Consider the following 13,817-nt stretch of genomic DNA (forward strand, 5'->3'; position numbering starts at 1 on the left):
AATAAGTTCTTAGTTAGCTTTTTCCAACCAATTAAAGCATTTTTCAACTTTCCCTATATTACACTACTGAAATCTTTCAATTTCAAAAATCAGACAAAAAGAGGCGCATTAATAATAAGCCGAAAATTTGCCGGAGCACCATTGTAAAATCAAATCTTTGAAACAGCTTTCCCCTATCATTTTTAATATATCTTCCTTCTTTATACAAATATATGATAATTCTTCATGCAGGAAGAGTCGGAAAACAGTTCTTCTTATGGGGTGAAAGCCCGGCTGAAAATGAAACTCCGCCTGTCCGGCGCGGGAGAAAGCCTAAGAAGCCGGTTGCGAAACCTTACCCTTACGATTCAGGCGTTGAAAACCTGTCTTCTGCCCTTGAGCTGCTGCTAGGCAGTACTGGCCGGAAAAAGGCAGAGGAAATCAATGTCTGGGTCCCTACAGCAGGCTGGAATCCAATCCCTTCCAGTCCTCTCGTTGCTGAAACTCCTGCTTCGAAAGCAGAACCTGCCTTTGCTCCCTGGACTGTTCATGCATATCCCCTGGAAGCTGAAGAAGCTGTTGTTCTCCTCTGTGCCTGTATGGGAAAAAAGGTTCTTGCTCCCGGCATAATCTCGGGAAATGACCTTCTCTGGTGGGCGGATGCCCTGAAATTTGCAGGCTCGCTGGTAGCAGGCCAGAAATACCTGCCTGGCGTCAGGGGCGGGGAGGGAGAGTACAGGGCTTTCTGGGAACCCGTATTTTCCGGAGAAGATGCGGGAGAGCTGGCAAAACTTGCAAAGCAAATGCCTCCGGCTGCAAAGGCTCTTGCTCCTGAAGCCTCTTCCGTGCCGCCGGAAATGCCTGCTGCTGTAGTGGCAAGGCAGTTTATCGAAGAGTCTCTTGACTGGATAGTCCGATCCGAGATAGGGGAAAAAGAGCTTGCAAAAGGGACGCGCAAAAGAAAATCCTTTGATAGCGTCCATGATGCCTGGGTTTCTGCTCTTAAAAGCTCTGACGGGCTGATCTACGGAGAAGAAAATGAACTCCTGCAGCTTGCGGTTCGAGCCCGTGAATGGCAGCGCCCCCTTACTGTACTTACAACTTCCCCCTTCAGGTTCTGTTTCAGGCTAGAAGAACCGGCTATGGAAGAAGGAACCGAAGAAACCGAAGAAACCGAAGCCGGAAAAATTGATACTGAAAAAGGTGGGAAAGGGATAGCTGACATAGAAGTTCCTGAAGAACTCTGGTATGTCCGCTACATGCTTCAGTCCTATGAAGATCCGAGCCTTCTTATTCCTGTAAAAGAGGCGTGGAAGCCAAAAAAGGGCAGCCCGTTGAAACGATATGATGTGAAAAACATTCGCCAATTTCTGTTATCTTCCCTCGGGCAGGCTGCCGGCATCAGTGCAGGAATTGCTTCCAGTCTTGAATCTCCCAACCCATCCGGATATTCCCTTGATACGAAAGAGGCTTACCGCTTCCTGACTGAAAGTGCAGCGAATTTAAGCCAGGCGGGTTTCGGGCTGCTTCTTCCCGGTTGGTGGACTCGTAAAGGTACAAAAACTAGTTTAAAAGCCCAGGCTAAGGTTAAGGGCAAAAAGAAGTTACAGGCCGGATACGGGCTAACCCTCGATAAAATCGTCAGCTTTGACTGGGAAATCGCCCTTGGAGATCGTGCACTCACGATCAGGGAACTTCAGTCTCTTGCAAAGCTCAAAGCTCCGCTTGTGAAGTTCCGCGGACAATGGGTCGAGGTAAACGATGCGGAAATCCGGGCTGCCCTTGAGTTCTGGAAGAAAACTCCCAACGGGGAAGCAAGTCTGCGTGAAGTTTTAAAACTGGCAGTTGGAGTTTCCGAAAAAACCGATGGTGTGGACGTTGAAGGGCTCAATGCTACCGGCTGGATAGAAGAATTAATCCGTCGCCTGAAGGACAAAACCGGATTTGAAGAACTCCCGGCTCCTGACGGTTTTTCAGGTGCCCTCCGGCCCTACCAGTTCAGAGGTTATTCCTGGCTGGCTTTCCTGAGGCAGTGGGGCATAGGAGCCTGCCTTGCAGACGACATGGGGCTTGGTAAAACCGTCCAGACCCTTGCTCTTATCCAGCACGACCTGGAACAGGTTAAAGATCAGGTTGATCAGGTTGAAGAAAAAGTTGAAGAAATTGCTAAAGAAATTGCTGAAGAAAAAGTTGACGGACTTAAAGCTGCAAAACCGGTTCTTCTGGTCTGCCCGACTTCTGTCATCAACAACTGGAAAAAAGAGGCGGCCCGCTTTACCCCGGGACTTTCGGTAATGGTCCACCACGGGACCAGCCGGAAAAAAGAAGAAGAATTCAAAAAGGAAGCCATAAATCATGCTATTGTTATCTCAAGCTACGGGCTTTTGCAGCGGGATCTTAAGTTTTTAAAAGGGGTCTCCTGGGCCGGAGTGATACTTGATGAAGCCCAGAATATCAAAAACCCGGAAACTAAACAGGCAAAAGCCGCCCGGGCTCTTGAAGCTGATTACCGCATAGCTCTTACGGGGACTCCGGTTGAAAACAACGTGGGGGATCTCTGGTCCATAATGGAATTTTTAAATCCCGGCTTCCTTGGCAGCCAGGCAGGTTTCAAGCGGAATTTCTTTATTCCCATTCAGGCCGAAAGGGATCAGGAAGCTGCAAGTAGGTTAAAAGAAATTACAGGTCCCTTTATCCTGCGCCGTCTGAAGACCGATACTTCGATTATCTCCGACCTGCCGGAAAAAATGGAAATGAAGACCTATTGTACGCTGACAAAAGAACAGGCCTCCCTCTATGCCGCAGTCCTCGAAGACATCGAAGAGGCGATGGAAGAGGCTGAAGAAGGCATCCGGAGAAAAGGTATAATCCTGTCTGCCCTTACAAGGCTCAAGCAGGTCTGCAACCACCCGGCTCAGTTTTTGAAGGATAACTCCACTGTATCCGGAAGGTCAGGAAAACTTGCAAGGCTTACCGAAATGCTGGACGTAGTCCTGGAAAACGGGGAAAAAGCCCTTGTTTTCACCCAGTTTGCGGAGATGGGAAAAATGCTAAAAGAACACCTGCAGGCAAGCTTCGGCTGTGAAGTCCTTTTCCTGCACGGGGGAGTCCCCAGAAAGCAGAGGGATCGGATGCTTGAGCGCTTCCAGGAGGGAAAAGAATACCTCCCTATCTTTGTCCTCTCCCTTAAAGCCGGAGGCACGGGGCTTAACCTTACAGGAGCAAACCACGTTTTTCACTTCGATCGCTGGTGGAATCCGGCTGTTGAAAACCAGGCTACGGACAGAGCGTTCCGTATAGGCCAGACGAAAAACGTTGAGGTGCATAAGTTCATCTGTGCGGGCACGCTTGAAGAAAGAATCGACGAGATTATCGAGCGCAAAGTTCAGGTCGCAGAGAACGTTGTCGGGACCGGGGAAGGTTGGCTGACGGAACTTTCCAACGAGGAACTGAAGGATATTCTTGCTCTTCGAGAAGAGGCGGTAGGTGAATAAAATGGCAGCTTACTGGGACGGCTATGAGAATTATGAGCCAACAAAACCAATTGAGGTCAAAGGAGGCATCAAGGCAAAGTCCAAACGTGGAAGTTTTGCCCGGAGCTGGTGGGCAAAACGCTGGATCAAAACCCTTGAAAGCTTTAATATAGGAGCCAGGTTAAGCCGCGGAAAAAGCTATGCTCGTAAAGGCCAGGTAACCTCTATAAAAATAGAGACCGGACTTGTAAGGGCTAAAGTCCAGGGTTCGGACCCTAAACCCTATTCGGTAACGATCAAAGTCCGGACCCTTACAGGTTCCGAATGGGAACTCCTTGCAGAAAAGCTTGCCCTGAAACCGATCTTTGCGGCAAAGCTCCTCGCAGGTGGGATGCCGGAAGATATCGACTCTGCATTTAAGGAACTGGGCCTTTCCCTCTTCCCTGAAACGCTCGACGACCTTGAAACCGACTGCTCCTGCCCTGACTGGTCAAACCCCTGCAAGCATATTGCAGCTGTCTATTACCTGCTCGGGGAAGAATTTGATAGGGACCCCTTTCTTATCTTTAAGCTAAGGGGCGTTGACATGGACGATTTTATGTCCATTCTTGGGAAGGGTTTTGTTCCGGAAACCATAGACAGGATAGCAGAAGCAGGGGTGCTTTCAGAAAATGCCGATGATAAAACCGGAACTGCACTCGAAGCTGAGGTCTCTCCTGTTTCCCCCGAACCTCTGCCCCTTGACCCCGAAGCTTTCTGGGGGATGCCTTATGAAAGCCCGGGGGAGGAAAAAATCTCCTCCTTTGAGGCCCACATCCCGCAGGTTCCGGCCTCCCTTCCAAAAAGACTTGGAAAATTTCCGCTCTGGTGCGGTGAAGAAGACCTGCTTGAAGTACTGGAGGAAATCTACAAAAAAGCTTCACCAGCAGGGGTGCTAATTTTCCTTGGGGAACGTAAGTAAATGCCTTTCATTTTTCTTTAATTTTTATCTCTTTGCTCATACTTTTTAAGTATTCGAACAGGTCTTTTCCCCATTCTATTGCCCCGGGTTCGAAGCTCATTATATACTGACGGTCAAACCGTCCACTTTCATTAAACAGTCCAAGAATCATTATTTTATCGGAAGATTCAACAACTGCAGGGATCTCCACGTCTTCTTTGTCGAGAATAAAGATACTTGTATTCTTCATTCTGAGAAACTCACCTCCTTCTTTTTTGAAGTCCTCCACAAACCGTAAGTACACAGATTCGCTCAGGACGAGGGAGACCTCAGTGCCTCTTCTGGCAAGATTCAGGAAGAAGATGGGGAATTGGGGATGAAAATAAGAGACAAACATGTGGATACGGCTTGAGTTCGAAGTATGTTTTACGAATTCCGGACTAAGATCAAAAGTATGGCTCAGGTCCGGTTCTATCAGGTAATAATCCCCAAGTTCGCTTATCCGTTTCATAAGATGAGGGGGAATGGGTGTGAGTTTTCTGTCAGCCCAGTAATCCTCATTTTTCTCAAAAACCTCCAGGGTATCAAGAAGAGGCTGCATCTTCTCTATAATGATCTCCCCTATCAGGCTGAGGCTGTACATGCCTTCTTCGTGGATTACGAGGTTCTGTTCTTTCAGCTTCTTTATCTGGGGGAGAAGAGAGGTTCTTGGAACCTGAAGCCTATCAAGAATTTCCTGGGTATTCTTCGGTCCCTCTTTCAGGAGCAGGAGAAAAGCTTTCCTCTTCTCTGAAAAAAGGATCAAATCAAGCAAATTAGTGTTCATTTACGGTCGCCATCCGGAGGTGAAAGAGAGGGGTTTTATTTCCGGTTTAGGATCTCTATAGTTTAGGATCTCTATAGTTTATTGAGTAGCAAGCCGATAATAAAGATGTCGAAATTATTTGGAATTCCTTTTCAGGTTCGGCATCTGTATCTGTAAATACAAAAAGCCCGGATCAGGGTAAAACTAATTAATTATTCTGGAAATCAACTGTACCTGAAATAGGGTTAGTCGGGAAACTTTGATATAGATGCTGGTGAGAATGGGTGAAATCATACTCAAAGGGTAAACTAGCTTCAAGGTAGAAGGAATTATTTCATCGATGTTGTGCATTTCTTATCATATTGATGATGTTATCATATTGATGATGTTATCATATTGATGATGTTATCATATTGATGATGTTATCATATTGATGATGTTATCATATTGATGATGTGAGCTTTTTATAACTGGTAGGCGAGTTTTATTATTAGCGATGTGAGGAAAGGCAATGGAGAAAGAAAAACTATACCAGCTGAAATCCGATGCAAGCAAGATAAGTCCTATTCTTAATATTGGAAAGAATGGGGTCACTGAGACTTTGGTCGAAGAACTGAACAAACAGATAAAAGCTAATAGGCTTGTAAAGGTCAAGGTTCTCAAGAGTGCAGAGGAAGGACAAGATCTGAAAACTATCGCAGAAGAGCTTGCCAAGGCTACAAGGTCCACAATAATTGACGTACGCGGCAGGACAGTTGTGCTGTACAGGTAATGATATTTGGGAGCAGGCGTACTTTTTAAAAGGTGCTTGATTCTCGGTACTTTTCAGTGTCATTTGGTTGGAGGCTGAAGTACTCCTCCTTTAACCTTCTCCCTGAAATCTCATTGTTTCGGGCTATTTTACGGGTGAAGGTTCCTTTCCAGCAACAAAAACATTTTTTATCTTTAATAATGAAGAACAAAGTTTTTCTGTAGAAGTGCCTGTAATAGTTAAGGTTTGTATGTGTGGGCCTGTTTAAATACACATTATTATGTGACATTATTATATATCTCTTCAGTATTATGTAAATACTTATAACGAAAAACAACTGGCTGTAAAATATCGAAAAAAATTAGCTGTAGAAGTTTAGCTGTAGAAGTTTAGCTGTAGAAGTTTATTCGTATACAGGCCCACAGTATCTCACTTTATGAGGTTGTTTTTCACCTCTGTATGTAAAAATTAACGAATAAACGTATTAAGATCATCATGTAAGCACTAAAGTGTCTGAAACCCCTGAGACGGTTGAGCTGGGATACTTCTGCTTTCTTTTTATTTTCATATACGCTGGGCAGATGGCACCCACCATCCGGAGAGATTATCATGCTTGAAGATGAGTATCAACTTGACTTTTTCAAAAACAACGGTTTTGTCCGGAAGCAGTGTCAGAAATGTGGCAAATTCTTCTGGACACGTGACCCTGAAAGAAATACGTGCGGAGATGCGCCCTGTGATCCCTATTCTTTTATTGGAAGCCCTGTTTTTTCCAGGGAATTCAATATTTCAGAGATGCGCGAATACTATCTTTCCTTCTTTGAAGCAAGAGGGCATACAAGGCTTAACCGCTATCCCGTAGTAGCCCGATGGAGAGACGACATTTACCTGACTATTGCTTCAATCGCAGACTTCCAGCCTTTTGTAACTTCAGGGCAGGTTCCTCCTCCTGCAAACCCCCTAACGATATCCCAGCCCTGCATCAGGTTAAACGACCTGGACTCTGTAGGAAGGAGCGGTCGCCATCTGACCAATTTTGAAATGATGGCTCACCATGCTTTCAACAAAAGGGACAATGAAATTTACTGGAAGGAGCATACCCTGGAACTCTGCGACGAGCTCTTTTACTCTCTCAAGGTAGACCCATTCGCCGTAACCTACAAAGAAGAGCCCTGGGCAGGCGGAGGCAACGCCGGTCCCTGTGTTGAGGTCATCGTGCATGGGCTTGAGCTTGCGACCCTTGTTTTCATGGATATGAAGGCCGATAAGAAAGGAGACATAGTGATCAAGGGCGAGCCCTATTCAAAGATGGACAACTACATCGTGGATACCGGATATGGTCTTGAGCGTTTTGTCTGGGCTTCCAAGGGTTCCCCTACGATTTATGATGCGCTTTTCCCCGGCATAGTAAACGAGCTCATGGGACTTGCCGGGCTTGAACATGAACTGAATAACACCGAGTATGCAAACATCCTGGCGCAGAATGCCCGGCTCGCAGGGTTTATGGATGTCAGCGAAAAGGCAAACCTGTTAGAACTCAGGAAAAAGGTCGCTTCAAGCATCGGGATGACCGTGGACAAACTCTCGACTATCATGGAACCCGTAGAAAAGGTCTATGCTATCACCGACCACACTCGCTGTCTCACCTTCATGCTCGGGGACGGAATCATTCCCTCCAATGTCAAGGCAGGGTACCTGGCTCGCCTCGTCCTTAGAAGGACGCTGCGCATGATGAAAGACCTTGATATCAGGATTCCCCTTACCGAAATCGTGGATATGCACATAAGGAACATGCCCGAGTACCCCGAGTTCAGGATGAACTTCCCTGTCATTCAGGACATTCTGGAATCCGAAGAGGAAAAGTTCAACGCTACTATGGAGAGAGGTCGCAGGATCATCCAGAAATCGGCGTCCCATTTCAAGAAGAGCGAAGAAAAAATTCCTTTATCCCAGTTAACCGAACTCTACGACTCACACGGGATCCCGCCTGAGATGGCAAAAGAAGTTGCAGCCGAGATCGGGGTAGGTGTGGAGTTCCCTGACAATTTCTATTCCATTATTGGAGAACTGCATAACAAGGCGGAAGAAAAGGAAGAAGAGGTAATTCCTTTTGCAGAAAGGCTCAAGCACCTCCCTAAAACCAAACGCTGTTTCTATGACGAACCCACCCGTCTGGAGTTCGAGGCAGTTGTCCTTGATGTGTTTGACAACCATATTGTGCTGGACAACACTTTCTTCTATGCGGAAGGCGGAGGGCAGCCTGCAGATATAGGGACCATCACTGTTGGAGATCTTGTATATAAGGTAGTTGACGTCCAGGTCTATGAAGGCGTAGTCGTACACATAGTTGACATCCCGGAAGGGGAACCTGCGATCACCAAAGGCGATATCATAACCGGAAAGGTCGATGAAAGGCGCAGGATGACTCTTGCAAGGCACCACACAGCAACCCATATCGTAAACGATGCAGCCAGAAAGGTCCTCGGAAAACACATCTGGCAGGCCGGAGCCCAGAAGTTTGAAGACCACTCCAGGCTTGACCTTTCCCACTACAAGCATATTTCCCCTGAAGAACTGAAGCAGATTGAGCTTCTCGCAAACCGGACGGTTATGGAAAACAAACGGGTGGTCACGGAATGGATGCCGAGGATTGAAGCTGAGCAGGTATACGGTTTCGGGCTCTATCAGGGTGGAGTGCCCCCAGGAGAGAAGATCAGGATTGTAAAGGTCGGAGACGACGTGGAAGCTTGCGGCGGAACCCACTGCCTGAGTACGGGTGTTATCGGCCCCATTAAAATCCTTAAAACCGAGAGGATTCAGGACGGGGTGGAAAGGGTCGAGTTTGCAGCCGGAATCGCAGCCGTGCGTGCCATGCAGAAAATGGAATCTCTTCTTGTTGATTCTGCAAAGACCCTGAGCGTGCCTCCGGAACACCTCCCGGTAAGTGTGGAGCGTTTCTTCGGAGAATGGAAAGACCTAAAAAAAGAAAACGAAAGGCTCAAGGAAGACCTTGCGCGGTCCAGGGTTTACATGATGCTCGGGGGCGCTACCGAGCTTGCAGGTTTCAGGGTTATTTCCGAACAAATTTCAGGAGCCGATTCCCTTGAACTCCAGAAGATAGCTACAGAACTCCTGAAACAGGAAAACGTAGTTACCCTTCTTGCAAGTGATCTTGAAGGCGTCAAGCTTGTGGCGTCGGTCGGAGAAAAAGCCATAGAATGCGGAATTAATGCCGGAACCCTTGTCCGTGAGATGTCAAAGATAGTAGGCGGAGGCGGAGGTGGAAAACCTGCCCTTGCAATGGGCGGCGGAACTGACCCCACAAAGATTCCGGATGCACTTTCCAGAGGGCTTGAACTCATAAAAGAGGCTTGCAAAGAAGCCTGAAATATTGCATAAAACCTGGCCTGAGAAGTTTGAGCAAAGCTGAAAAGTTGGGCAGACCCCCAGGCCCAGGGTAAAACCAGGAGCGATTCAACAAACAGCTCAATGAAAGGATTGAACCTGAAAATCCAAAACAATCACCGGATTTTAAATTCCTATTCTTTTATCTTTTTTTTATTTTTGCTCTTTTTAACCCTTTTTATGCATTTTTTACTTTTTGTACCTTTCACACCTTAAAGAGCATTTCACAGAGGATTGCTATCCTGTCTTTTACAAAGAGGTGGATGGCCTTTTTCCCTTCAAGTCCTTTTTCGACTTCGTTTCGAACTTCCCAGTAGTCCTCGGGTTTTATGCCTGCCCGGAGCACGACACTTCCCACGTTCCCGTCCTTCAGGAACTTATTGATCTCGCGGGGTTTAAAAGGACAAACCTTCAGGACCAGATAGTGATGTTTGATCATGGATTGTTTTATCAGGGCATCCGAGGTCAGCAAAAGCCTCTTTTTGTCAACCCTGAAAAGTTCGAAAGCCCCGACAATCGGGCCTGCCATCTGCATCATGGATTCCACAAGTTCGGGAAGCAGCCCTGCTGCAACAACCGAGGGTTCGGGTTCGTAAGCGCAGAGTTTCATCTTTCCCGTTTCCTTTATTTGCGGAAGTGGCAGATTCTTTGAGACCAGCCCTTCGCCTGCAGGAAGAGCCACAGCAAGCCGGTCATGCTGTTTTAATCCGCCGAAGTAGAGAGTCAGGCGGTTGAGCTGCCCGTCCAGGGAGATATACTCTTTTTCGCAATCAAAAGGAATCCTTTCAGGCGGCATCTGGGGTGGGGCTTCGAAGGCGAAGTTTTTTGTCTTTTCCCCATAAGCTGAAAGTACATTCGGGATCCCCGGCTCAAGGCTTGAGACGTGCCTTTCGTCCTCTTCTGCCGGGCGGAAGGGGTCAGAAAAAACCACATCCACTGTCGGGATCTGCTCGATTACCTCCGGGTCAAGGGCGTCCCCGCAGATGAATTCTACATTGTCAAGCCCGTACATTTCGCAGTTCTGTTTTGCATACTCGATTTTCTTCGGATCAATTTCCACTGCATATACGAACTCGCACTGCTGTGCAAAAAAAACAGTTTGCCCTCCTATCCCGCAGCTGATGTCAGCAAGAGTCTTGCATCTTAATCGCTGTGCCCTGTAGCGGGCAATAGGCTCAGGAGTTGCAAAGCGCACGCTTTCCTTATCCCCGTGAAGGGGTTTTTCAAATTGCTTTTTCCGTGCCACGTCAATCACGGGATACTAGGAAGTTTCTGGGATTTAAAGACAACTGGAGACTAATCAGGAAGCAGTACTAACTATTTTGGAATTGGAGTCTATAAGGTATTTTTAATCCGGTGTTTCAACCTGGAATATTCGAATACAGGGTATGTAGATTCAGGTAACATTAGGGAGCAAGGCAGGTGGGTGATGGATAATTCATGGCTCAATGGAGAACAGATTAAATTCTTATATAATGATGGAGATAAAAACATCCTGAAAGATAAAAATATGCCCTGAACGAAAGAAGTTATAGGGATAAAAGGAAGTTGCAGAGTAAAATGGTGATAATATGAGTTACAGCCGGATTTTTGAGCAACGTATTATGGAAGTTTCTGAAACACAGATAAAATTCCCGGCGGAGTTTTTGAAAGAAAAATCCGGGGAGCCTGAAGAATCTGAAGAGGCTTCAAAAGCCTCACCTGAAGTCCCTAAAGGGCCAATCGATATGCATCTTCATTTCGTAGACTTTCTCCAGAGGACTGACGGCATGCAGGCACTGCTTCGGGAAATGAATAATGCAAATATTGCAAGAACCGTGGTTTTTGGCTTGCCGGTAAAGAAAAAATGGGAATTTTTCGAACCCGACATGCCCCAGTACTATCTGGATGACAATTCGAAATGTTATTACTACGCCCTGGCTGACCAGATTGTGGCAGAGCATTACATGCAGCTTTCTCCTGCCGAACAAAAGAGAATCGCCCCTACACTCTGCGGCTTTAACCCGACAGACAAATGCGCGATCTATTATATCGAGGAAATGTTCAAAAAATTCCCCATATGGAAAGGAATCGGGGAATTGCTACTGCGCCACGACGACCTGACAAACCTAACTCTCGAAGAAACCGCAAGGGTTAATCATCCTGCCCTATACGAGGTCTTCGAATTCTGTGCTGAAAAAGGCCTTCCTGTAAACGTCCATCAGAACAGTACGTCGGTTGGGACCCACGACCGTTTCGAGTACCTGCACGAAATGATGGGGGTTCTGGAAAGCCATCCGGATACAACTATTGTCTGGGCTCACTGCGGGGCTTCCCGACGAGTTACCGGTAAAAAGTACTGGGAAATGATCGACCTTACACTGGATAACTACCCCAATCTTCATGTAGACATCTCCTGGGTTGTGTACGACGACATCATCTGCAAGGAGAACTCCAAGGTCCCAAAAGAGAAATGGGTGAAGCTTATAGAAAAACACTCTTCCAGGTTCATGATTGGAAGTGACCTGTGCGGGCACTTTGACAAACTCGGACAGACCATGGCCAGGTATAACGAATTGATCAAATTGCTTCCTGCGGATGTTGCAAAGAAACTTCTGTGGGAAAATGCGGAAAAATTATGGTTTGAATGACCCGGGGTTTAGTTTTTTTAGGCATTAATGAATTTTCATGGTTACTTTAAATTATATTTTTTATGTATTTTTATTAACTCGATATATGATTAAAGATCATTGAAGTCTCTGATTTCCGTCTCTGAACTGAATTCCACGAAAACTGAAGTCGGCTGATTCGATGGAAATAAAAGAGAAAATAATTGCGTTTCAGTCTTTTCTGGTTTGAAATCCGAATTCCCGGTTTAAAGAACTTCCACCGTCTGCATCGTCATTAGCTCTTTTCCTACAATTTCTTTCAGCTTCGGAACCAGAGCCCTGATTTTTTCTTCGCTGTCAACAGCCTCCACAACTACCGGGAGGTCATTGCTCAGGTTCAGGATCTTCAGGGTATGGATCTTTCCGTCCGCTCCGTAACCTTCAATTCCTCTGAGCAGGGTTGCACCGTTGACGCCGGAATCGCGTAAAAGTTCGAGGACTGCTTCATGGACGGATTTGTCCTGGTAGGTCGTATTTTGTTTCAGGTAGATACGGAGAAGTACGGATTGCATGGTTAAACCTCATGTGATTTTTTGAAAAAGCTGATTCCTTATTTTCCGGGGCAGGATATAAATTTGATCAGAAAGGGCCCCGAATCCTAAAAAAGAAACCTGTATGTTCAGGTTCATTATGCCAGTGAGTTTTAAATAAAATATAATGGAGGGAGGTTTGAATTATTCTCCCTTTAAAATCTTTGCAATGTCGTTGCCGACATCCGAGGTGGTATTCTTGCCGCCCATGTCGTAGGTTTTGACCTTGCCTTCCAGGATGTTTTTCTGGATTGCATTGACTATGGTGTCAGCAGCTTCCTTTTCTCCGAGCTGTTCTATGAGCATGGCGCCTGCCCAGATTGTGGCAATCGGGTTGACCTTGTTCTGTCCCTTATATTTCGGGGCTGAACCGTGGATGGGCTCAAACATGCTTGTGCCTTTCGGGTTGATGTTTCCGCCGGGGGCAAGCCCGAGGCCGCCCTGTATCATGGCTCCGAGGTCGGTGATGATGTCTCCGAACATGTTCGGGGTTACGACCACATCGAACCACTCGGGGTTTTTCACAAACCACATTGTGATGGCGTCAACGAAGTTGAAGTCCGTGGTGACGTCCTGGTGGGCTGCGGCAACTGCATTGAACTCTTCTCTCCAGAAGCCGTAGATATCGGAAAGGACATTTGCCTTATCAACCGATGAGACGTGTTTCTTCCGGTTTTCGGCAAGGTCAAAGGCGTATTCGATAACTCTTTTTGTGCCTTCTTTGGAGATCAGGCCTATCTGGTAGCCTATTTCCTCGCTGTCGGTCTCAATGTCCAGGCCGAATTTTGCAGAATAGAGGGTTCTTTTTACTTCAAGGAGGTCTTTGCTCTCTCCTTTCTTTGCCCTGCCGCCAATCCCGATATAGAAGTCTTCGGTGTTTTCCCTGACCACGACAAAGTCGATGTCTTTTGCCGTCTTGTCCTTAATCGGGGTCCAGACTCCTTCGAGGAGTTTTATCGGGCGAAGGTTGATGTACTGGTCAAAGTAAAAGCGTGCAGTTAATAAGATTCCTTTTTCAAGAACCCCGGGGGCAATCCTGGGGTCTCCGATGGAGCCAAGGTAAATGGCAGGGTAGCCGGATAATTCCTTTAAGGTCTCTTCTGAGATCAGTTCTCCCGTTTCCAGGTAATGATCTGCTCCATGAGGGTATTCAATCCATTCTACATCAAAACCGAATCTTTCGCCTGCGGCATCTATTACTTTTTTGCCTTCGGCGATGATTTCTGGGCCTATCCCGTCGCCGGGGAGGACCGGAACCTTATACTGCGTCATGTTAATACTCCTAT

General features: G+C 46.7%; 9 protein-coding genes. 5 read left to right on the forward strand and 4 right to left on the reverse strand.

The annotated features are described in order from the left end of the window. Nucleotides 1-212: 212 nt before the first annotated feature. Both MSSIT_RS00890 and MSSIT_RS00895 read left to right on the forward strand, forming a co-directional pair. Nucleotides 213-3,473: a DEAD/DEAH box helicase gene (locus tag MSSIT_RS00890; RefSeq protein ID WP_048169231.1), complete on the forward strand. Its 3,261-nt coding sequence runs from the start codon at nucleotides 213-215 to the stop codon at nucleotides 3,471-3,473. Nucleotide 3,474: 1 nt separating this feature from the next. Beyond that, entirely contained in the window at nucleotides 3,475-4,413 is a 939-nt protein-coding gene (locus MSSIT_RS00895) for an SWIM zinc finger family protein (protein WP_048169233.1), read from the forward strand. A 7-nt stretch (nucleotides 4,414-4,420) separates the two neighbouring features. Here MSSIT_RS00895 and MSSIT_RS00900 read toward each other — a convergent pair whose 3' ends face one another. Beyond that, the gene (locus MSSIT_RS00900; protein ID WP_048169235.1) at nucleotides 4,421-5,218 is read right to left on the reverse strand and encodes a helix-turn-helix transcriptional regulator; all 798 of its coding nucleotides are present in this window, start codon (nucleotides 5,216-5,218) and stop codon (nucleotides 4,421-4,423) included. A 490-nt stretch (nucleotides 5,219-5,708) separates the two neighbouring features. Here MSSIT_RS00900 and MSSIT_RS00905 point away from each other — a divergent pair, with 490 nt between their 5' ends. Beyond that, entirely contained in the window at nucleotides 5,709-5,969 is a 261-nt protein-coding gene (locus MSSIT_RS00905) for a YhbY family RNA-binding protein (protein WP_048169236.1), read from the forward strand. A gap of 588 nt (nucleotides 5,970-6,557) precedes the next feature. Beyond that, complete coding sequence (gene alaS / locus MSSIT_RS00910; protein ID WP_048169238.1) at nucleotides 6,558-9,335, forward strand: alanine--tRNA ligase; 2,778 nt, start codon at nucleotides 6,558-6,560, stop codon at nucleotides 9,333-9,335. A 223-nt stretch (nucleotides 9,336-9,558) separates the two neighbouring features. Here alaS and MSSIT_RS00915 read toward each other — a convergent pair whose 3' ends face one another. Then, on the reverse strand, nucleotides 9,559-10,608 hold the full coding sequence (locus tag MSSIT_RS00915) for a class I SAM-dependent methyltransferase (RefSeq protein WP_231590309.1): 1,050 nt from the start codon (nucleotides 10,606-10,608) through the stop codon (nucleotides 9,559-9,561). Between the two features lie 349 nt (nucleotides 10,609-10,957). Between MSSIT_RS00915 and MSSIT_RS00920 the strand changes: the two genes are divergently transcribed. After that, entirely contained in the window at nucleotides 10,958-11,983 is a 1,026-nt protein-coding gene (locus MSSIT_RS00920) for an amidohydrolase family protein (protein WP_197080318.1), read from the forward strand. A gap of 224 nt (nucleotides 11,984-12,207) precedes the next feature. Here MSSIT_RS00920 and MSSIT_RS00925 read toward each other — a convergent pair whose 3' ends face one another. Together MSSIT_RS00925 and MSSIT_RS00930 are read right to left on the reverse strand one after the other, a co-directional pair. Next, nucleotides 12,208-12,513, reverse strand: coding sequence for a DUF190 domain-containing protein (locus MSSIT_RS00925; protein ID WP_048169240.1), 306 nt, complete (start codon nucleotides 12,511-12,513; stop codon nucleotides 12,208-12,210). A 162-nt stretch (nucleotides 12,514-12,675) separates the two neighbouring features. Beyond that, a complete protein-coding gene (locus MSSIT_RS00930) occupies nucleotides 12,676-13,803 on the reverse strand; it encodes an isocitrate/isopropylmalate dehydrogenase family protein (protein WP_048169241.1) in 1,128 nt (375 codons plus the stop codon). Between the last annotated feature and the right edge of the window lie 14 nt (nucleotides 13,804-13,817).

The sequence above is a fragment of the Methanosarcina siciliae T4/M genome (assembly GCF_000970085.1).
Taxonomy (GTDB): Archaea; Halobacteriota; Methanosarcinia; order Methanosarcinales; family Methanosarcinaceae; genus Methanosarcina; species Methanosarcina siciliae.

Bases quoted from the DNA above. Each gene is read 5' to 3' on its own strand.
- MSSIT_RS00905 (WP_048169236.1), top strand. From the start codon at position 5,709: ATGGAGAAAGAAAAACTATACCAGCTGAAATCCGATGCAAGCAAGATA.
- MSSIT_RS00930 (WP_048169241.1), bottom strand. From the start codon at position 13,803: ATGACGCAGTATAAGGTTCCGGTCCTCCCCGGCGACGGGATAGGCCCA.
- MSSIT_RS00890 (WP_048169231.1), top strand. From the start codon at position 213: ATGATAATTCTTCATGCAGGAAGAGTCGGAAAACAGTTCTTCTTATGG.
- MSSIT_RS00900 (WP_048169235.1), bottom strand. From the start codon at position 5,218: ATGAACACTAATTTGCTTGATTTGATCCTTTTTTCAGAGAAGAGGAAA.
- MSSIT_RS00895 (WP_048169233.1), top strand. From the start codon at position 3,475: ATGGCAGCTTACTGGGACGGCTATGAGAATTATGAGCCAACAAAACCA.
- MSSIT_RS00920 (WP_197080318.1), top strand. From the start codon at position 10,958: ATGGAAGTTTCTGAAACACAGATAAAATTCCCGGCGGAGTTTTTGAAA.
- alaS (WP_048169238.1), top strand. From the start codon at position 6,558: ATGCTTGAAGATGAGTATCAACTTGACTTTTTCAAAAACAACGGTTTT.
- MSSIT_RS00925 (WP_048169240.1), bottom strand. From the start codon at position 12,513: ATGCAATCCGTACTTCTCCGTATCTACCTGAAACAAAATACGACCTAC.